Genomic DNA, 18,989 nt, shown 5'->3' on the forward strand with positions numbered 1-18,989 from the left:
GACGGCCCGCCGGGATTCCCGGCGGGCCGTCCTGTGAGTTGTACGGGGTCAGTCGTTGTCCGACGACGGGATGTAGGCGCCCGGTACCTGGTCCGGTGAGTAGATCTTGGTCTCACCCGGGTAGGGCTTCGTCCATCCGTGCGCCTCGTACCACGAGAAGTGGTTCATCTGCACGGGGCTGGCGGAGTCGGGTCTGGCGGTGGGTCCGTTGAACCGCTGCTGCAACTTCCAGGCCTGCCACTTCGCCGCGACCTGCTGCTGGCCCGCCGGCACCTTCGCCGACGGCGCGGCCGCGGCGTTCGGGTTCTGCGGCGCCGGGGTGTCCAGGCCACAGGCCGGCGGCGTCGGCAGACCCAGGGTCAGCGAGGTCCGGTTGGGCAGAGCGGTGAACGGCGTGTAGTCGGGCTTGTTGGTGAACGCCCCGCTCATCGGAGTGGCGGCGCTGTCCTTCTGGTTCATCGGGTGGATCCCGAGGATCTGCTCGATGGTCCGGATCATCGTGATCTGCGTGTAGTAGCGGCTGTCCACAGCGCCGTGCCTGGCCCAGGGGCTGATGATCTGGATCGGTGCGCGGTGGCCGTCGACGTGGTCGACGCCGGCCTGGGAGTCGTCCTCGACAACGAAGATCGCGGAGTCCTTCCAGTACGGGCTGTGCGAGATCTTGTCGACGATCTTGCCGGTCGCGAGGTCGTTGTCCGCGACCTGAGCGGCCCCGTTCGGCGGTCCACCGGTGTGGTCGCTGGAGAGCCAGAACATGTTGAGGTTCGCCGGCCCGCTCTTCTCGAAGTCACGCTTCCAGATCTCGTACCGGTAGATGTCCGGGACGTTGAGGTCGTACTTCGGGAAGCCGGGCACCGACACGTTGTTGAGCGACGGGATCGGCGAGGACGAGTTCAAGGGGTAGGCGGTGGTCTGCCCGGTCTCCGCCATGGTCTTGGTGTCGCAGTACAGGTTCTGCCAGGTCGCGCCGGCCGGCTTGGTCAGGAACTGGTGGAACTCACCGAAGTTCCGCACGGTCTTGCCCGCCGCCTGCGCACCGGTCCAGATGAAGCCGGTCCGCTGGTGACCGAGAGCGTCGTCCTCGGTGTCGTAGCTGCGCAGGTACTCCCCGGCCGAGGACTCGGTGTACTCCGGGTTGTCGGCCTGCATGAGCCAGTTGTGCCCCTCGGCGGAGTTCGTGCCGATGTCGTAGGTGTTGTCGTACAGCCCGAACTGCTTGGCCAGCGCGTGCTGGTTCGGCGTCACGTTCTCGCCGTACTGGGCCAGCGTCGGATCGCCGTTGCCACGCGGGTCGTCACCGAAGAGCTGGTCGTAGGTCCGGTTCTCCTTGACGATCAGGAAGACGTGCTTGATCGTCGAGGGGTCGCCGAGCCGCCGCGGGACCGCCACGGCGTGCGCGGAGTGGCCCTTGGCCGTCTTGAGGTCGTTCTTGCCCCAGCCGTTCTGCGCGAAGACCTTCTTCGTCTGGGACCTGATGACCTTGTCGTCCGGCAGCTTGAACCGCTGCAGGCTCGACGTGGTGTCGTGGGTGCCGTGCCCGGCGGCGGTGGTGGGGCGGCGGGCGTCGATACCACGGGTGTTGGAGACGAGCACGTCGTCGCCGATGGTGGTGATCTCCGCAGGGAAGTAGTCCGTCGGGAGCAGGCCGATGTAGCTGACCGGCTCCAGCGGCTTCTTGTAGCGGTACACGGCGACCGCGTTGGCGCGGCCGAGGGTCACCAGCAGGTGACCGTCGTCGGTGAGCGTCACCGCGTCGGGCTCGTAGCCCACTGAGGCCTCGGGCCACGGCTGGGTGGCGATGGTCTGGACGACCTTGTTGCGGGCGGTGTCGATGACCGAGACGTCGTTGGTGGCGGTGTTGGTGACGAACAGCGCCCCGTTCTTGGCGTACAGGGCCGTCGGGTGCAGACCGACGTCGATGCTCGTGGCGGCGGCGGTCGGGTTCGCCAGGTCGATGACGCTGACCGTGCCGGTGGTGGTGGCGCCGGTCACCGGGTCGGCCGGCACCTGGGTGTTGTAGGAGTTGATCGTCGTCTCGCCGGGCTTGGCCGGGCGGCCGCCCTCGTTGCTGACGTAGAGCCTGGTCCCGATCTTGACGATGCCACGCGGGGCGTTGCCCACGGGCCAGCTCTGCTGGATGGTCCCGGTCACCGCGTCGATGGCCACCACGCGGTTCTGGCCGTTGACCGCGGAGTACACGGTCTTGCCGTCGGGTGAGAACACCGCCTGGCCCACCAGCGCGCGCCGGGGCCCGTCCGCCGCGATCCGGACGAACGTCGGGCCGGCGAGGGTGCCGTCCGGGTTCACGGTGAACCTGGTGTAGCCGTCGGCCTGGCCCAGCCACAGTTGCGAACCGTCGGGGGAGTACGTGGGGCCTTCCTGGCCCACGTCGTTGCCGCTGATGCGCAGGTTCGCCGCCGCGTTGTTGCCGACGAGCTGCTGCACCTTCCAGCTCTTCACGTCCACGATGGCGAGCGCCATGCCACCGTCGGTGACCGAGGCCGCGAGGTGGGTGCCGTCCGGGCTGACCGAGGACGACATGATCTTGCCGTTGTTGATGACGAGGCGCTCGCCGAACGGTTTGACGTACTGGTCGCTGGACACGACCAGGCCGTTGCGGGTGGTCTGGCCGACCTGGCTGGTGCCGAACCCCTCGGTGGAGGCGTAGGAGATCCCTCCACCGGCGATGGCGAGAGTTGCGGTGCCGGCCGCCACCAGGCGGATCCGGCGACCGGTGAGCCTACCGAAGAGCCCGGAGCGGACCTTCGAGACGCGCTGCCGCGTGACGTGCATCAATCAATCCTTCGGAGTGCTTGCCAGCAGGTCGACGTTCCCGTCGAACTGCCACAGGGGGTTGGGTGCGTCCCCGTTCGGGGTGCGCACCTGGAAGTAGCCGTTCACCTCTTTCGGTCCGTCTCCGTCGGCGACGTATCGCCCGTTCACGTTGACGTCGAGCTGGTAGATGGCGGTGCCGACGGCGGTCGTGCCGGGCAGGTGCCAGGACACGACACACCGCCAGTCGTTGCCCGGTCCCCGGTCGGGGACCCGGGAGCCGCCCTTGTCGCAGGACGCGGTGGCCTGTAGCTGCGCCTCGGTGACGGCGGGGCGATGGAGTTCCCGGGTCTGCAGCCGGTAGAGGTGGGCGTACACCGTGGCGAGCGAGTTCTGCACCTTGGCCCGCTCGATCCCGGAGCCCCGAGCCGGGGTCGCGCCGGTGACCAGTACGGCGGTGAGGGCGACCAGGCCGGCCAGCGGTAGCACCCCGACCACGAGGGCCCGCCGACCCGACCCGCCGTAGGCCAGGTCGGTGAAGTCGCGGCGCAGGAACAGGTGGTAGGCGAGCGCGGTGGCGACGACCGCCCACGCCAGGCTCACCGCGAGGCCGATGAAGAGGGGGCCCGCCTGCGCCGGGCTGGTGAAAAGCCCGCGCCAGGCGAGGAAGGCGTGGCTCGGCAGGGCCAGCTGCACGGCCACCGGCAGCGGGAGCAGCTGCGCGAGCTGCAACGCGAAGGCGAGCAGTGCGGGCATCAGCAGACCCATCGGGGAGCGGCCCAGGGCCACCGAACCAAGCAGGCCGACCGCGGCGAAGGCCAGCGTCGGCGCCAGCACGCAGGCCCACGCGAGCAGGACCGTGCCGGCCGCATCCCCGGGCGCGAGGAGATGGCCGTCCAGGCCGACGAGCGGCCGGTTGCCGACCGCGGCCAGGCCGCCGGCGATGCCCGATGCGGCCAGCCCGGCCACCAGCAGCAGCAGCACGGTGAGGCTGGCCAGGCCCTTCGCCACGAAGATCCGTCTCGGCGAGCGGACCGCCACGAGGAGGTGGCGCCAGGTGCCCAGCCGGTCCTCGGCCGCGAAGACGTCGCCGGCGACCAGCGACGTCAGCAGCGGAAGCGCCCAGCTGCACGAGAAGTCCAGGATGACCAGCGACCCCGCCCAGCCGGTCTCGTGCATCCAGCGGCCGAAAACCGTGTCGGTGGGCAGCATGCTCTGCAGGCTCACCACGGCCACGTAGCCCGCGGGGGCGATCCAGCAGACGAGCAGCAGCAGCCGGATCCGCCATTGGGAGAGCATCTTGACCAGCTCGAACCGGTAGCCACGCAGCACCGGTGCCGGCCGGGCCTCGACACGGGGCGGCGCGACGGTCGCGGTCATCACAGGTCCTCCTCATCGGTCTGCCCGGCCCCGGTCAGTGCCAGGAACGCGGCCTCGAGCGGCGCCACCACAGGCGCCAGCTCTCGCACCCCCACGCCGTCCCGCACCAGCCGCACCACCAGCTCTTCCACGATCGGCACAGGCCCCCGGACCACGAGCACGTCGGCGTCCGGCCGCTCGACGCGACCGGACACGAGGCGGAGCCCTGGCGTTTCCAGCGCGACCCGGTGGGCGGCTGCCGGGTCGGAGGTGAGCAGCCGGTAGTCGAGCTCGCCGCTCTCGGCGGCGAGCTTGCTCACCGGCCCTGCGAAGACGACCCGCCCGGCAGCGAGGACGGTGACCTCGGAGCACACTGCGGCGAGGTCGTCCATCCGGTGGCTGGAGAGGACCACCGCGGTCCCGTCCGCGGCGAGCCCGGTGATGACGCGGTGCACGTGGTGTTTGCCGGCAGGGTCCAGACCGTTGGCCGGCTCATCGAGCACGAGCAGTCGCGGTGTGGTGAGCAGCGCGGCGGCCAGCCCGAGCCGCTGGCGCATGCCCAGCGAGAATCCCCGGATGCGGTCGTCGGCGACGTCACTGAGCCCGACCTGCTCCAGCGCGTCGTCGACACCGGCGGTGCGACCGGCGTCGTACCCGCGCAGTGCCGCCAGGGCCGAGAGGTTCTGCCGCGCGGTGAGCGACGGATAGAGCCCGGGTCCGTCCACGAAGCCCGCGACGCCGTCGGGGACGGCCAGCGTCCGCCCGACCGGCGTACCCAAGATCTCCAGGCGGCCGCTGTCCGCGACCGCCAGGCCCAACAGCAGACCCAGAAGTGTCGTCTTGCCCGCGCCGTTCGCGCCGACCAGGCCGTGGACCTGGCCCCCCGCCACGTCGAGGTCGACGCCGTCGAGCGCGACCACGTCACCGAAGGACTTCTTGATCCCACGAGCCCGGACCGCGGGGCTCCCGTGCATGTCGATCTCCCTTGGCTAGGTCCCAGCAAGAGGACGCTAAAGATCGCGGTTGGCCTAGGGAGGTCGTGCAGCCGAACATTGGGCGAATGACCCCAAATCCGCCCCCGGTGACCGAATGGTCGGTGTCCACGGCCAGCGAGGGAGGCAACGGCTGCGTCGAGGCCGCGACCCTCGACCGCCACCACCTCGTCCGGGACTCCAAGCACCAGAGCGGCCCTGTACTGACCTTCACCCGGCCGAAGTGGACGGCATTCATCAACGGCGTGAAGAACAGCACCTTCGACCTCCCGCCCGGGCGAGCAGACACGCTGTAGCAACGGGGAGGCGAGGTGCACGACCCGCCCGGGAGGGGCCGTCGTCACGTTACGGCCGAGTCCGGTCTGCACCGGCCAGGAGCTCTATGAACGAACCGAGCACCACCCGCGTGACCCTGCTGGTGCTCTACACCCGGCAGGTGGAGGAGTGCCGAAGCTTCTACAGTGAACTCGGCGTGAGCTTCACAGTCGAGCGGCACGGCCAGGGTCCAGAGCACTACGCCGCGGTACTCGCCGATGGTGCCGTCTTCGAGATCTACCCGGCTCGTCCCGACCGCGAGACCGGTGCCCTGCGCTTGGGCCTCACCGTCAGTGGCGCTGCCGCGACACCCCCACTCGCTCCTGGCCGCCACCTGCTGACCGATCCCGACGGCCGGACGATCGAGGTCCACGCCACCTGACCGGCCCCTGGAGAGTCCGGGATAGCCGCCGGCGCGGCTTGTTATTGACGGTGCGTGCCAGGCAGAGGAGGGCGATACCCCTGGCCCCGCACGGCCTTCGCCTGCCGGCGTGCCGCTGCGATCTGTAGCATTTGCCGATCTTGGGCTGGTCGGAGGATCGAGCGATGCCTTCTCATCCGTACGTCGAACAACTCGGCGCCATCATCGGTACGCCCGGCACGTCGGCCGAGCCGATCGACTGGGCAGCGGTGGAGTCCGCGATCGGGCTGAGACTGCCGAGCGACTACCGGGAACTCCATGACCGCTACCAGCCCTACGCGTTCGCTGAGGAGTTCTGCTGGATGCCGCCCCCGGTGACCCCGCCGGACTGGAGCCAGGAATATTCACTGGCGGCAGAGGCTGAGCAGTATCTCGATGACGCCCGTGGTCTCCGCGCGCAGAGCCCCGAGACGTGTCCGTATCCGTTGTTCCCTGAGCCGGGCGGGATCTACCCGTGGGCGTATTCGGCGGGCAACGATGTGTTCTGGTGGCGGACGGCCGGCGCTCTCGATGAGTGGCCGACCATCGTGCAGGCACGGGACCAGGGCGAAGATGACTGGTGGGAGTACGCGTGTTCCGCATCCGAACTTCTTTTCAAGCTCCTGACCGGTCAGATCCGATGCCCCGTCTTTCCCCACCTGTATGAGGATCCTGCGCCGTGACAAGCTCCTCCGAACCGGATTTGCCGACGACCGCGACACCTGACCGGAGAGTGAAACGGCAACGGATATCGCATCGCCGGAGTCGGAGACCTCTACGCAGTCCCTACAGCTGAGCTACATCGGCTCCTCGGCCATCCGGGCCTGCTCGGCTGCTGCCACGAGCGTGGCGGGTTCCTGCTCGCTCAGCAGCACCTCCAACCACCAGGTTCGATTGACCCTCATGCTGGTGGCGAAACGCTCCCATCCTGCGCCCATCGGTGCTGACGGTTCAAACGTTCGCTAAATGGGGGACCGCGCCCGGTCCAGCCGCACCACCGGTGTTTTCCACTTCTTGCCCGGTGCCGGCCGAGGCTGGTGACGTCCTTACCTGGAAGAGCACATGGCAATGGTCAACCGGTGAGACCTGGTGAAGGAGGAACCGGAGGATCGGCACTGACGAAGGCGTCCCCTACCGGTTCGGTGCGTCGTTCCCGGTGGAGTGCGCGCTGAGGAGCGTCGGGGAGCGGTGCTTGTCAGCCGATCTTGTCGACGTGGACGACGTTGATCTGGTCCTGCCCGTTGACCAGCGCTGACAGGTGAGGGACGTCGGAGGTCACGATCAGCGTGGGCCCGGTCTCGGCGAGGGCGGTTGCGGCCACCATGGCATCGACGGCCTGGGAGGTGTGCAGGTCGGCTGCACCGATGAGCTTGCCCGCCTGGTCACCGATCTCGCGGGTGACCGGTTCGACGACGATCTGGCCGAGGACCCGGTAGATACCGGCGTCTCTGGCGTGGCCTCGGATGGTCTCGGCGAGGATGGCGGCGGAGGTGACGACCCGGCGGCCGTCGAGGTGGGCGGCCTTGAGCCGCACGTACATGGCCCGGTCGGTTGCGGCCCGGGACACGCCTTCGTTGTCGAGCACCAGGGTTCCCTGCCCGCTGGGGCGCGCCCGCTTCCGAGCGGGGCTCACGCGTGCGGCCATTCGGCCCGCGCGGCGGCGAGTTCCTCGTCGGTGACCGGCCCATGGGTCTCTTCGAGATCGTTGACGAGGTCACCCAGCCGGTCGTGTTCGAGCTGTCGCATCAGCGCCTGGGTCACGTAGGCGGACACGTTGCCGTGGCCTGCCCTGGTGCGGACTTCTTCGGCCAGGTCGGAGGGAACGGTGATGCTCATCTTGTCCGTGCGCAGCGGCTCACCCATGACTGCGATCCTACCAGGGGTGGGATCAGATGTGTCGTCGTCAAGGGCAGGTCTGAGGGTGGGCCGCTGGAGCATGCCGTCGCGTACCTGAGTCTGTCACTCGATTACTCGTGATCACGTTCAGTCTCAGTGCCCAACGGGTGACAGACGATCAAGAAGCCGGTTCGCCGAGGACGGGAACCGGCCTCTGACGTGGGCCTGGAGGGTGGGCGATACTGGGTTCGAACCAGTGACCCCTCGCTTGTAAGGCGAGTGCTCTACCGCTGAGCTAATCGCCCCCGGGCGGGGACCAGGGTCCCCAGCGACCGGGCAAGCGTACCCGGTTCGGAGCGCCGATCGCGAAATCAATCTCCGCCTACCGCTCTGACCTGCGGTTAAGCATATTTTGTGACGAGTTGGGCAGAGGACGCCCCATGAATGTGGCAAGAGACGAGGTGGCCTCCCGGCGATCGCGGCATGCGAGCCTGGTCTCGCTGCGGGTGGCCAGCGCGGCGGCGATGGGCGGGTTCCTGTTCGGCTTCGATTCGTCGGTCATCAACGGCGCGGTGGACGCGATCAAGGCACAGTTCCACCTGGGTTCCGGGATGGTCGGGTTCGTGGTGTCGTCGGCCCTGCTGGGGTGCGCGGTCGGTGCCTGGTTCGCGGGGCCGCTGGCGGACCGGTTCGGCCGGATCCGGGTGATGGTGATCGCCTCCGTCCTGTTCGTGATCACTTCGGTCGGCTCGGCGCTGGCCATGGACGCCTGGCAGCTGACGTTCTGGCGGGTGGTGGGAGGCCTGGCGATCGGCGCGGCGTCCGTGATCGCACCCGCCTACATCGCGGAGATCGCGCCCGCCGGGCTGAGAGGACGGCTCGGCTCGTTGCAGCAGCTGGCGATCGTGCTGGGCATCTTCGCCGCGCTGCTGACGGACTACCTGCTGGTGCGGATCGCCGGGGGAGCGAGCGAGTCAGTGCCCTGGGGCGGCCAGGCCTGGCGGTGGATGTTCGCGACCGCCGCGATCCCCGCGGTGGTGTACGGCGGGCTCGCTCTGATGATCCCCGAGTCGCCGCGGTATCTGGTGAAGAAGGGCCGGATCGCCGAGGCCAGGCAGGTGCTGGCGCAGGTCATGGGACGGGGTGACCTGGATCAGAAGATCGAGGAGATCCAGCGGACCCTCACCATGGACCGCCCGGTGCGGCTCAAGGATCTGCGCGGTCCGCGTCTCGGGCTGCGGCCCATCGTCTGGGTGGGCATCCTGCTGTCGGTGTTCCAGCAGTTCGTCGGCATCAACGTGATCTTCTACTACTCGTCGACCCTCTGGCACTCGGTGGGCTTCAGCGAGAAGGACGCCACCCTGACCTCGATGCTGACCTCGGTCGTCAACGTGGTGACCACCCTGGTGGCCATCGCCCTGATCGACAAGATCGGCCGCAAGCCGCTGCTGACCTTCGGCGCGGCCGGCATGGTCGCCACCCTGGGCACGCTGGCGGTCGTCTTCACCACGGCCCGGGTGGTCGACGGGCAGCCGGAGCTGGGTCCGCTGGCCGGCCCGGTCGCGCTGATCGCCGCGAACCTCTACGTCGTCGCGTTCGGCTTCAGCTGGGGGCCGGTCGTGTGGGTGATGCTCGGGGAGATGTTCAACAACTGGATCCGCGCCTCCGCGCTGGCCGTGGCCGCCGCCGCGCAGTGGCTGGCCAACTGGCTCATCACCACGACGTTCCCCGGGCTCGCCAAGATCGGCCTGGGCCTGGCGTACGGGGTGTACACCATGTTCGCGCTGCTCGCCCTGATCTTCGTGATCAGAGCCGTACAGGAGACGAAGGGCAAGGAGCTGGAGGAGATGGCGTGACCCGAGGGGGTCAGCCGTCGCCGTCCTGCTCGGCGAGGAAGCGCTCGAACTCGGCGCCCAGCTCCTCGGCGGTGGGCATGTTCTGCTCCGACGCGAGCAGGCTCTCCCGGTCCGCCGACCCGGCGAACGCGTCGTACTGCTGTTCCAGGGCCTGCACGACCTTCTCGACCTCGTCGGAGCCGGCGATCTGGTCGGCGATCTCGGTGTTGGTGCGTACGGCGGCGGCCCGCAGCTCGTCGGAGGGCAGCACCAGCCCGGTGGCGGCGGCCACGGCGTCCAGGGCGGTGACGGCGGCGGCGGGATAGTCGGACTGCGCCAGGTAGTGCGGGACGTGCACGGCGAAGCCCATCGCGTTGTGGCCGGCCTCGCCGAGCCGCAGCTCGAGCAGGGCGGAGGCGCTGCCGGGCACCTGGACGCGGCCGAACCACGGGCGCGGGCCGGTGAGCAGCTCCGGGCGGGTGCCGTGCGGGGTCACCCCCACCGGGCGGGTGTGCGGCACGCCCATGGGGATGCCGTGGAAGCCGACCGTCAGCGAGACGCCGAGCCGCTCGACCAGCGAGCGCACGCCGGTGCTGAAGCCCTCCCAGAGCCGGTCGGGCTCCGGGCCGGTCAGGAACAGGAACGGGGTCCCGGTGGCGTCCTTGACGTAGTGGACCGCGAGCTCGGGGGCGTCGTAGTCGTCCCAGTGGTCCTGGTCGTAGGTCATCACGGGCCGCCGGGCCCGGTAGTCGATCAGGGAGTCGACATCGAAACGACCGATCACACGGTTGTCGAAGGTGTCCAAAATGTGCTCGCGCACGAGCCGGCCCGTGGATCCGGCGTCGACGAAGCCGTCGAGGCTGTGCAGGAGTACCGGCCGAGAAAGCTCCGGTAGTTCCGCGTCCAGCTCGTACAGATCCTCTGGATCCAGCACCGTCACTCCATCTCGTTTCCCGTACTGCCTTGCTATGCCTCAACATAGACGGTCGCGGAATCCATCCCGGCCGTTCTACCGGGCTCAGAAGGTACCGGGACAGTCCTTCCGCTCTCCGCCCAACCGGGTGATGATTTTGATGAGCAGGTCGCGGCAGGCGGCGTTCTCGGCGGATCCGTCGTCCAGGAAACCGAACCGGGCGCCCACCTCCGACGCCCGCTTCATGACGTCACCGCCGGTCGAGGTGCGTTCGACGAGCACCCGGCGCCGGTCGCCCGGGTCGCGCCGCCGTACGGCGTAGCCGCTGCGCTCCAGCCCGTCGATGAGGCGGCTCATCGTCTGGTCCTGCACCTGGCAGCGAGCGGCCAGCTCGCGCTGGGTGAGGGGGCCGCCGGTCAGCGCGGCGAGCACGTTGACGCCCGCGTGGGTGACGCCCAGCTCGGCGACGCCGGTGTCGAAGGCGTGCTCCACCATCCGGGCGGCGGCGGTCAGCAGCCTGCCGGTGTGCCAGGTCTCCAGACCTGGGCAGGGGTGGGAGCTCTCACGGTCAGACATTGTTAACAAGGAAAATACGTGGACCCCGATGAAGATCGCTACTTATCATCCGTAGGCTTCTAATCGTCAGCATGCTGAACGCTCGCTTACGGAGGAACCCCCCTCGTGATACGCAACGTCGCGGCCTGGCCGGGAGGTCGGCGGGCCAAGTGGTTCGTACTCGCCTTCTGGATCGTGCTACTGATCCCGGCCTTCATGCTGGCCGGGAAGCTCGGGGACGTTCAGAAGAACGACGCCTCGGCCTGGCTGCCGAAGGCCGCAGAGTCCACCAAGGTGCTGGAGCAGTCCAAGAAGTTCCAGCCGAGTGACAACATCCCCGCCCTGGTCATCTACGACCGGCCCGCCGGCATCACCCAGGCGGACCTGGCCAAGGCCACCGCCGACAAGACGGCCTTCGCGGCCGTGCCGGACGTCACCGGTGAGCTGGTCGGCCCCATCCCGTCCAAGGACGGCAAGGCCATCGAGTTCATCGTCAGCATCAAGCTCGGCAAGGAGGGCTGGGGCGGCATCAGCAAGACGGTCGACGCCATCACCGCCATCGCCGACAGGAACGCGGGCGGCCTCGGCGTCCACGTCACCGGGCCGGGCGGCTACGCCGCCGACTCCGGCAAGATCTTCAGCAACGGAGGTACGTCGCTGGGCGCGATCACCGCGCTGGTGGTCATCGTCATCCTGCTGTTCACCTACCGCAGCCCGCTGCTCTGGCTGCTCCCGCTGATCAGCGCGGGTGTGTCGTTGTTCGCGTCGGAGGGGCTGATCTATCTCCTCGCGAAACACGCCGGGCTCACCGTCAACGCGCAGAGCTCGTTCATCCTCACCGTGCTGGTCTTCGGGGCGGCGACCGACTACGCGCTGCTGCTCATCGCGCGGTACCGCGAGGAACTGCGCCGGCACGAGGACCGGCATGAGGCGATGGCCGAGGCCCTGCACCGGTCCGGCCCGGCGATCATCGCCAGTGCCGCGACGGTGGCGATCAGCCTGCTGTGCCTGCTGCTCGCCGCGCTCAACTCCACCAAGGGCCTCGGCCCCGTGTGCGCGGTCGGCGTCGGTGTCGGCCTGCTGGCCATGGTCACGCTGCTGCCGGCACTGCTGGTCATCTGCGGCCGGTGGATCTTCTGGCCGGTACGCCCGTCGTACGGCTCGCCCGAGCCGACCGAGGGCGGCCTGTGGGCCCGGGTGGGCAAGCGGATCTCCGTACGCCCGCGGCTGGTCTGGATCGGCACCGCGGTCGTGCTCGGCGCGCTGGCCCTGGGCATGACCGGTCTCAAGGCCGACGGCCTCGCGCAGAAGGACGGCTTCGTCGGCGCGTCGCAGGCCGCCGACGGTGAGAACATCATGGCCGCGCACTTCCCCGCGGGCTCCGGCCAGCCACTGGACATCGTCGCCAAGGCCGGCTCCGCGGAGCAGGTCAAGGCCGCGCTGGCCCGGGTCCCCGGCGTCACCGAGGTCACCGCGCCGGCCGTCAAGGACGGCGAGGCCTTCCTCCAGGCCACGTTGGCGTACGGCTCCGACAGCGCGGCGGCGCAGAGGACGGTGAAGGCCGCGCGGACGGCGGTTCACGACATCGACGGTGCCGAGGCGAAGGTCGGCGGCAGCAGTGCCCTCAACCTGGACATCTCGGACGCGTCACGGCATGACGTTCAGTTGATCATCCCGGTGGTGCTGATCGTCGTGTTCCTCATCCTGGCGTTGCTGCTGCGCTCGATCGTGGCGCCGCTGCTGCTGATCGGCACTGTCGTGCTGTCCTTCGGCGCGACGCTGGGAGTGAGCGCGGTGGTGTTCAACCACGTGTTCGGCTTCGCCGGGGCGGACACGTCCTTCCCGCTGTGGGCCTTCGTGTTCCTGGTGGCCCTGGGGATCGACTACAACATCTTCCTGGTCACCCGGGTGCGGGAGGAGGCCATGGAGCACGGCACCCGGCGCGGTGCCCTGATCGGCCTGTCCGCCACCGGTGGGGTGATCACCTCGGCGGGGCTGGTGCTGGCCGGGACGTTCGCGGCGCTCGGCTCGATGCCGCTGGTGTTCACGGCCGAGCTCGGCTTCGCGGTCGCGTTCGGGGTGCTGCTGGACACCATCATCGTCCGCTCGGTGCTCGTCACCGCGCTCACGCTCGACCTGGGCCGGTGGATGTGGTGGCCGGGCAGGCAGGCCAGGCGGGACGACGACGCCCGGTCCGCGGGCGAGGACGACCTCGAGCCCGTGCTCGCCGGGCGCTGAGCGCCGCCGCTCCCCGTGATCCCGCGGCCGGAACGCGCGGGATCACGGGGAGCGGGCTCAGCAGGCGAACCGGCTGAGCAGCCGGTCGAGCTCCAGGGCGCCGGCGGCGATCGCCGCGTACATCTCGTCCAGCTCGCCGTAGCCGAGCTCCCGGGCGATCGACAGCGACTCCCCGCAGCCCTCGGCGGCCAGCAGATCCAGGTTCTGCTCGGCCAGCGCCAGCGCCAGCGTGCGCCGTCCGGCGTCGGCGGCCTCGTCGGCCCTGCGTCGGTTGAGCCGGTGCATGATGTGCACCCGGGTCTGCGCGCAGGTGGCGAACGTCAGCCAGTCCTCGGTCGGAGCCGCGTCGGGCGCGGTGAGGATCTCCACGACGTTGCCGCTGCGGACCTCCGCGGACAGCGCGGCGAGCCGCCCGTTGATGACCGCGCCGATGCAGTGGTCGCCGGTCTCCGCGCCGAGCGCGTAGGCGAAGTCGATCGCCGTGGCCCGTACGGGCAGTGCCACGATGTCGCCGCCGGGGGTGAACACCGCGACGTTGCCGCTGCTCAGGTCGGTGCGCAGGCTGTCGAGGAACTCCGCCGAGGGCGAGTCGGACTGCCAGGTCAGCAGCCGCAGCAGCCAGCCGAGGTCGCGGCGCCCGGCCACGGTGTCGGTGGTGGCCGCCGCGTCCGGCGCGTCGCGGATGTGCGCGACGATGCCGTACTCCGCGACCGGGTGCATGTCCCGGGTGCGGATGATGACGTCGACGAGGTCGCCGACGGGTGCGATCACGACGGTGTGCAGCGACTGGTAGAAGTTGAACTTGGGCATCGCGATGAAGTCCTTCACCCGGCCGGGGATCGGGTGCAGGGCCGAGTGGACGGCACCGAGCGCGACGTAGCAGTCCTGTTCCGTGCCGTCGACCAGGACCAGGATGCGGGTGACGTCGCTGGGCCGCAGCCCGGTCATGTCACCGTCGAGGTCGCTGTGCACCTTGTACAGGTGCCGGGGGCGGAGCGTGGCCTCGGCGTTCACCTGGTGCTCGGCCAGGGCCGTGCGCAGCCGCTCGAGCGCCGGATCCAGCTGATGGCTGCGGGCCAGCGCGTCCCGCACCGCCGCGTCGGCCCGCGCGTGGGCGGCGGGATCGAGGGCGGCGAAGGCCAGGTCGTCCATCTCACGCTTGAGCACGTAGATGCCCAGCCGCTCGGCGAACGGCACGAGCAGCTCCAGCGAGGCCTTGGCGATGCGCTCCCGCTTGTGCGCCTCCTTGAAGCCCAGGGTGCGCAGGTTGTGCAGCCGGTCGGCCAGTTTGATGACGAGGACGCGCAGGTCCGCCGCGGCGGCGAGCACGATCTTGCGGAACGTCTCGGCCTCCGCCCGCACCCCCCACAGCTCACCGTCGAGCTTGGTGACCCCGTCGACCAGGACGGCGACCTCCTCGCCGAAGTCCACCCGGACCTGCCCGAGGGTGTAGGGGGTGTCCTCGACGGTGTCGTGCAGCAGCGCCGCCACCAGGGTGGTGGTGTCCATGCCCATCGCGGCGAGGATCGTCGCCACGGCGATCGGATGGGTGATGTACGGGGCACCGGACTTGCGCAGCTGGCCGCGGTGCATGCGCTCGGCGGTCTCGTAGGCCCGCCGCAGCTCCTGCACGTCGTTGCGGCCGGTGGCCGCGCGGTACGCCGCCACCAGCGGTTCGACCGCCGGCTGCACCGACTGGGCGCCCCCGGCCGGGGCCCGGCGCCGCCGGCGCAGCAGGTGCTCCCAGGCCGGAGCCGCCGCCCCGCCCCGGTCCACCGGATCGATGGTCGTCATCGCTGGTGACCGCCCTTTCCGGCTGTTACCACACGTAGTTGACCCTGCGCATTATGTCACGTCCCTCGTGTCGCGGTGGAGAGGGGCCGGAGGAGTGAGGCCGGCGAGAGGCGGGTAAAGCCCTCGGATCGACCGCATTTCACAATGACCGGGCGGTCGTGCTCACCGTCCTATTCCAGCCGCCTTTCGTGGCCATGTCAAGGGCGGGTCAGTTTCATTCAATGCGCAGGTCATGGGGGTTGTTCCGGTTGCTTTTCGGTCGGCCTGATCGAGTCCACGGAGATCGGCGATGGCGGGGCATTGCGCGCCGGCTCGGTCTCATGAAATGAATTGGAGGACATGAATGTGATTCCTTCGCCGCGTCACCTGCACGCCGTCGTTCGCAACCTCGGCCACAAGCTGGTGTACGGGCGCGTCGCCGACCTGCGTCCCATGCCGACCCAGATGATCGGTGCGGAGCCCCGCTGCCCGGTCCGCCGGTACCGTCCGCCGAAGGACGTGATCCCGACCGGGCCGCCGGTGCTGCTGATCCCGCCGCTGGCTTCACCCGCGAGTTGCTACGACCTGCGGCGGGGATGCAGCCTCGCCGAGCATCTCGTCGGCACCGGCCGACGCGCCTACCTGCTGGATCACGGCGTGATGGGCTGCGGCGACCGGGCCGTCGGCCTGGAGGAGTGGATCGGCGAGGTGATGCCGCAGGCGATCCGCGCGGTCAGCGAGGACGCGGACGGCCAGCCGGTCCAGCTCGTCGGCTGGTGCCTGGGCGGGATCTTCGCACTGCTCGCCGCGGCCGACCGGCCGGAGCTGCCGATCTCCTCCATCACCTCGATCGCCGCGCCGGTCGGCACCACGGCGACTCCCGTGACATCGCCGCTGCGCCGGCTGACCGGGGGCGCCGAGGCGAGCCTGATGGATATGGTGTTCGGCGGGCTGCCGCAGCCGGTGGCGAAACGCGCTTATCAACTGGCCGGAATCGACAAATACCTCATGCGTCCTTTCGTTATTCTGGTCAACCTGCATAACACCGAGTTCCTGGCGCAGATCGAGGCCGTCGATCATTTCACCAACACGGTGATCGCTTATCCGGGGCGTACCTTCGGGCAGCTTTATCGCCACTTCTTCCGTGCCAACGGCCTGATGGGCGAGGGGGTGGAGCTCGGCGGCCGGCGGATCGCGCTGGACGCCGTGCGCGTCCCGGTGCTGGTGATCGCGGGGCACGGTGACGGCATCGCGCCGGTGCGGGCGGTCCACGCGCTCACCCGGCGGCTCGCCGGGTCTCCGGAGGTCCGTTTCGCGACCGCTCCCGGCGGCCATCTCGGCGTGCTGACCGGGCGCCGCGCCCGTACGACCACGTGGGCCCATCTGGACGCCTGGCTGGACGAAGGGACCCGGCGGCACGGGCTGCGCTCACCGCGCGGCGTATCCGTCGCCACCGTCCGCTGACTCCCGGCGCCCGCTCCTGCGAGCGGCACCGGGCGGCGCCGGCGCCGGGTCAGGTCCGCGGGCGGCTCCGCGGGGAGTCAGCCGGTGGCCGGATCGGGCGTCAAGGCGGCGGACTGGCCACCGCCAGGCTCGTGCGGGGGTTCGGGGGCCGTTTCCAGGGCGCGGATGCCGCAGACCAGGGCGAACGGGACGGCGACGACGAGGGCCAGGGCCAGCACCGCCACCCCGGAGTCGTTGGCGAGGGTCCCCACGACGGCGGTCACCAGCGCGCCCATGAGGCCCGCCCGCAGCATCGGCGCCCGCGCGTAGGCCAGGTTCAGTGCCCCGGCCCGCAGCTTGTCCGGGCGGCGCAGGACCAGGAAGAGGAAGACCAGCGCGGCGGCCGCGATCGGGGTCAGCGTCATGTTGCCGAAGGTGTGCACCATCGCGCCGAACTTGCGCTCCACCACCGGGCCGGCGTGGCCGTGCAGCAGGTCCCCGAAGAACCGGCCGAGATGGGTCTGGTTCCCGGCCGGCCGCCGGTGGTCCAGGTAGGCGATGACCAGCACGACCAGGCCGCCCGCCCCGCAGAACAGGCCGAGCCTGACCGGTGAGATCTTCTTGCCCGCCACCATCATGGCGGTGACGGCCAGCCCCGGCACGATCGCGATGACCCCGCCGAAGTCGGAGCCCCAGAGCGGGAGCCCGTCCAGTGCCATGGCCAGCAGCCCGACGACCAGGACTCCCGCGGCGGCCTGCCGCCGTGCCCCGTTCGTCTCCGGGCGGCGCACCAGCAGCCACTGGGCCAGGCCCGCGCTGGACAGCAGCACCGAGGTGGCGAACACCGAGAAGGCGATGTTGCCCAGGCCGTAGTAGCGCCCGCCGACCAGCGGCGAGTATCCCATGAGGCTGTTGAGCTGCAGCGTCGTGCCGGTCACCAGGTCCACGGCGATGGCCAGGGCCGTGGCGGCGGCCACCACCGCCCCCGGGCCGAGCAGGGTGCGCCGCCAGGGACCCGCCAGGGCCGCGGTGACGATCAGCCCGTCGGCGACGGCCAGCCCGGCGAGCAGGACGAGAGTGGGGTGCCCGGTGTCCCACCAGGGGATCAGATTGACCAGGTAGGTCGAGACCGGGACCGCCGCGCTGACCAGCGCGATGAGCCGGGTCGCGCCCAGCACGCGGTGCTCGCGGCGCCCGGAGTTCTGCCGCCGCCTCAGCACCAGGGCGGCGCCGCCGTAGAACAGCACCTGGGCGATCACCAGGCCGAGGAAGAAGCGGGGGAGCAGCCGGCGGATCGTCTGCGCCGCGACGTCGTGGTGGGCGAGCTCGGAGACGATGTCGGCCGGGCGGTCCGAGCCCGCCCGCCACGGGGTGCCCAGCACCTCGCCCGGGACCGGCAGGCCGGCCAGGTGGAGCATCGTCGCGGTCACGTCGGGCGTGATGACGATGCCCTGCCGCCTGGTCGAGTCGGAGGTGAGGTACGAGCCGGGCCGGATGCCGGGCCCGGTGGCCATCGCGACCCGCAGGTGCGGGCTGCCGAAGGCGCCCAGGCCCGGGGCCGCGTCGTCGGTCACCCCGGCGACCAGCAGGCTCGTGCCCGCGGGCAGCACCGCCGCCAGCCGCCCGACGGCCGCGTCCACCCGGCGTACCGCAGCGGCGCGCGTCGCGGTGTTGAGCGGGGCCAGCACCAGATCGTCGAGCTCGACCGCGGTGATCGGGCAGGAGGCGAGCGTCTGCGCGGTCAGCGCACCGGCGGCCGGTGTGTAGACGTCCACCTTGCCCTGCGCGTCGGCCATCGCCAGCGCCGCACCGGGGCCCGCCGCGGCGGTGCAGCGGCGGGCGCGGTGCACCGTCTCGCCGAGCAGCCCGACCGGGGACTGGAACTTCGACTCGATGTTGCCGCGCCGCAGCTCGGGATAGCCGGGCACGATCGCGCCAGCACCCGAGGGGGAGGGCGTCGGCGGCACGCTGCCGCAGGCCCCGCCGGACCGTGCGGCCCGGGCGCCCGCCGAGACGGTGAGCCAGCCGTCCATCGGGCAGGCGATCGTGCCGATCGCCCGGACCGAGAGCGAGCCGGCCGAGCCCTGGGTGGCCATCCGCCAGAGGTTCGGCGTCGCGCTCCGGTCGAGGTCGGCCCAGCTGAGTGCGGGGACGCCCACCAGCACCACCCTGCCGTCGGCGGCCGCGCGGTGCTCGGAGACGCTGCCCGCCCAGGCCGTCATGGTGACCGGCAGAAGCAACAACGTGAGCACCGTCAGGGCGAACGCACGCACACAGCACCTCCGGGGATTCGGTGGTGATACGGGCCTCGCCCGCGGACCACCGGTGGTCAGCATATTGGCGGGCGTGCGAAGAACCGGGGAACTCCGCGATGACCGGAGGAGAAGCCGGAGCGGCGGACGGTGATCGGCCACCCTTGGGCGTCGCTTGACCTCCGGCCGACCCAACAATCGCCGAATCTGTGTGCGGTGGCTCCGCGGTCGCCCGGTCACGCACAGTACGGTGACGCTCTGTCACCTGTCCGCTGCCCGGCTGCACGGGGCGCGGACGGGCCTGAG

The 18,989-nt window shown here is 70.3% G+C and carries 16 protein-coding genes and 1 tRNA gene; 6 read left to right on the forward strand and 11 right to left on the reverse strand.

Translation table 11 applies throughout. The annotated features are described in order from the left end of the window. Positions 1–48: 48 nt before the first annotated feature. Genes ACRYCC_RS24210 through ACRYCC_RS24220 form a run of 3 tightly spaced genes read right to left on the reverse strand, consistent with a single transcriptional unit; the run spans position 49 to position 5,105 of the window. Complete coding sequence (locus ACRYCC_RS24210; RefSeq protein WP_433815606.1) at positions 49–2,793, reverse strand: bifunctional YncE family protein/alkaline phosphatase family protein; 2,745 nt, start codon at positions 2,791–2,793, stop codon at positions 49–51. Between the two features lie 3 nt (positions 2,794–2,796). Continuing rightward, positions 2,797–4,152, reverse strand: a complete 1,356-nt coding sequence (locus ACRYCC_RS24215) for a hypothetical protein (protein WP_433815608.1) — start codon at positions 4,150–4,152, stop codon at positions 2,797–2,799. Continuing rightward, a complete protein-coding gene (locus tag ACRYCC_RS24220; RefSeq protein WP_433815610.1) occupies positions 4,152–5,105 on the reverse strand; it encodes an ABC transporter ATP-binding protein in 954 nt (317 codons plus the stop codon). Before ACRYCC_RS24220 ends, ACRYCC_RS24215 begins: the two co-directional genes overlap by 1 nt. A gap of 86 nt (positions 5,106–5,191) precedes the next feature. On the opposite strand from ACRYCC_RS24220, the gene ACRYCC_RS24225 reads away from it, so the two are divergent. From ACRYCC_RS24225 to ACRYCC_RS24235, 3 genes are all read left to right on the forward strand, one after another. Next, the gene (locus tag ACRYCC_RS24225; RefSeq protein ID WP_433815612.1) at positions 5,192–5,419 is read left to right on the forward strand and encodes a DUF397 domain-containing protein; all 228 of its coding nucleotides are present in this window, start codon (positions 5,192–5,194) and stop codon (positions 5,417–5,419) included. Positions 5,420–5,505: 86 nt separating this feature from the next. Beyond that, entirely contained in the window at positions 5,506–5,820 is a 315-nt protein-coding gene (locus tag ACRYCC_RS24230; protein WP_433815614.1) for a VOC family protein, read from the forward strand. 164 nt (positions 5,821–5,984) lie between these two features. Then, complete coding sequence (locus ACRYCC_RS24235; RefSeq protein WP_433815616.1) at positions 5,985–6,521, forward strand: hypothetical protein; 537 nt, start codon at positions 5,985–5,987, stop codon at positions 6,519–6,521. Positions 6,522–6,635: 114 nt separating this feature from the next. Here the strand turns inward: ACRYCC_RS24235 and ACRYCC_RS24240 are convergent, their stop codons facing one another. The 4 genes from ACRYCC_RS24240 to ACRYCC_RS24255 form a co-directional block, all read right to left on the reverse strand. Further along, entirely contained in the window at positions 6,636–6,776 is a 141-nt protein-coding gene (locus ACRYCC_RS24240) for a hypothetical protein (RefSeq protein WP_433815618.1), read from the reverse strand. 257 nt (positions 6,777–7,033) lie between these two features. Continuing rightward, positions 7,034–7,423, reverse strand: a complete 390-nt coding sequence (locus tag ACRYCC_RS24245) for a type II toxin-antitoxin system VapC family toxin (RefSeq protein WP_433815620.1) — start codon at positions 7,421–7,423, stop codon at positions 7,034–7,036. A 44-nt stretch (positions 7,424–7,467) separates the two neighbouring features. Then, entirely contained in the window at positions 7,468–7,701 is a 234-nt protein-coding gene (locus tag ACRYCC_RS24250; RefSeq protein WP_433815622.1) for a CopG family transcriptional regulator, read from the reverse strand. A gap of 206 nt (positions 7,702–7,907) precedes the next feature. Continuing rightward, a tRNA-Val gene (locus tag ACRYCC_RS24255) sits at positions 7,908–7,979 on the reverse strand. Between the two features lie 135 nt (positions 7,980–8,114). On the opposite strand from ACRYCC_RS24255, the gene ACRYCC_RS24260 reads away from it, so the two are divergent. Further along, positions 8,115–9,530 (forward strand): sugar porter family MFS transporter, encoded by a 1,416-nt coding sequence (locus tag ACRYCC_RS24260; RefSeq protein WP_433815624.1) that lies wholly within the window; start codon positions 8,115–8,117, stop codon positions 9,528–9,530. Positions 9,531–9,540: 10 nt separating this feature from the next. Here the strand turns inward: ACRYCC_RS24260 and ACRYCC_RS24265 are convergent, their stop codons facing one another. Both ACRYCC_RS24265 and ACRYCC_RS24270 read right to left on the reverse strand, forming a co-directional pair. Beyond that, positions 9,541–10,443 carry a proteasome assembly chaperone family protein gene (locus ACRYCC_RS24265; protein WP_433815625.1) on the reverse strand — a complete coding sequence of 301 codons (903 nt, stop codon included), beginning with the start codon at positions 10,441–10,443 and terminating at the stop codon, positions 9,541–9,543. Positions 10,444–10,527: 84 nt separating this feature from the next. Continuing rightward, on the reverse strand, positions 10,528–10,998 hold the full coding sequence (locus tag ACRYCC_RS24270; RefSeq protein WP_433815627.1) for a MarR family winged helix-turn-helix transcriptional regulator: 471 nt from the start codon (positions 10,996–10,998) through the stop codon (positions 10,528–10,530). A gap of 105 nt (positions 10,999–11,103) precedes the next feature. Here ACRYCC_RS24270 and ACRYCC_RS24275 point away from each other — a divergent pair, with 105 nt between their 5' ends. Next, positions 11,104–13,215 carry an MMPL family transporter gene (locus ACRYCC_RS24275; protein ID WP_433815629.1) on the forward strand — a complete coding sequence of 704 codons (2,112 nt, stop codon included), beginning with the start codon at positions 11,104–11,106 and terminating at the stop codon, positions 13,213–13,215. A 57-nt stretch (positions 13,216–13,272) separates the two neighbouring features. Here ACRYCC_RS24275 and ACRYCC_RS24280 read toward each other — a convergent pair whose 3' ends face one another. Beyond that, positions 13,273–15,009: a RelA/SpoT family protein gene (locus tag ACRYCC_RS24280; protein ID WP_433815631.1), complete on the reverse strand. Its 1,737-nt coding sequence runs from the start codon at positions 15,007–15,009 to the stop codon at positions 13,273–13,275. A gap of 339 nt (positions 15,010–15,348) precedes the next feature. Between ACRYCC_RS24280 and ACRYCC_RS24285 the strand changes: the two genes are divergently transcribed. Further along, a complete protein-coding gene (locus tag ACRYCC_RS24285; RefSeq protein WP_433815633.1) occupies positions 15,349–16,452 on the forward strand; it encodes an alpha/beta fold hydrolase in 1,104 nt (367 codons plus the stop codon). Positions 16,453–16,529: 77 nt separating this feature from the next. On the opposite strand, the gene ACRYCC_RS24290 is transcribed toward ACRYCC_RS24285, so the two are convergent. Beyond that, complete coding sequence (locus ACRYCC_RS24290) at positions 16,530–18,704, reverse strand: hypothetical protein (protein WP_433815634.1); 2,175 nt, start codon at positions 18,702–18,704, stop codon at positions 16,530–16,532. Between the last annotated feature and the right edge of the window lie 285 nt (positions 18,705–18,989).

The organism is Actinomadura scrupuli, assembly GCF_050971785.1.
GTDB classification, from domain to species: domain Bacteria; phylum Actinomycetota; class Actinomycetes; order Streptosporangiales; family Streptosporangiaceae; genus Actinomadura_E; species Actinomadura_E scrupuli.

What these genes read in the sequence shown, in the direction of transcription:
- ACRYCC_RS24210 (WP_433815606.1), bottom strand. Translation starts at nt 2,793, where the DNA reads ATGCACGTCACGCGGCAGCGCGTCTCGAAGGTCCGCTCCGGGCTCTTC.
- ACRYCC_RS24215 (WP_433815608.1), bottom strand. Translation starts at nt 4,152, where the DNA reads ATGACCGCGACCGTCGCGCCGCCCCGTGTCGAGGCCCGGCCGGCACCG.
- ACRYCC_RS24220 (WP_433815610.1), bottom strand. Translation starts at nt 5,105, where the DNA reads ATGCACGGGAGCCCCGCGGTCCGGGCTCGTGGGATCAAGAAGTCCTTC.
- ACRYCC_RS24225 (WP_433815612.1), top strand. Translation starts at nt 5,192, where the DNA reads ATGACCCCAAATCCGCCCCCGGTGACCGAATGGTCGGTGTCCACGGCC.
- ACRYCC_RS24230 (WP_433815614.1), top strand. Translation starts at nt 5,506, where the DNA reads ATGAACGAACCGAGCACCACCCGCGTGACCCTGCTGGTGCTCTACACC.
- ACRYCC_RS24235 (WP_433815616.1), top strand. Translation starts at nt 5,985, where the DNA reads ATGCCTTCTCATCCGTACGTCGAACAACTCGGCGCCATCATCGGTACG.
- ACRYCC_RS24240 (WP_433815618.1), bottom strand. Translation starts at nt 6,776, where the DNA reads ATGGGCGCAGGATGGGAGCGTTTCGCCACCAGCATGAGGGTCAATCGA.
- ACRYCC_RS24250 (WP_433815622.1), bottom strand. Translation starts at nt 7,701, where the DNA reads ATGGGTGAGCCGCTGCGCACGGACAAGATGAGCATCACCGTTCCCTCC.
- ACRYCC_RS24260 (WP_433815624.1), top strand. Translation starts at nt 8,115, where the DNA reads ATGAATGTGGCAAGAGACGAGGTGGCCTCCCGGCGATCGCGGCATGCG.
- ACRYCC_RS24270 (WP_433815627.1), bottom strand. Translation starts at nt 10,998, where the DNA reads ATGTCTGACCGTGAGAGCTCCCACCCCTGCCCAGGTCTGGAGACCTGG.
- ACRYCC_RS24280 (WP_433815631.1), bottom strand. Translation starts at nt 15,009, where the DNA reads ATGACGACCATCGATCCGGTGGACCGGGGCGGGGCGGCGGCTCCGGCC.
- ACRYCC_RS24285 (WP_433815633.1), top strand. Translation starts at nt 15,349, where the DNA reads ATGAATGTGATTCCTTCGCCGCGTCACCTGCACGCCGTCGTTCGCAAC.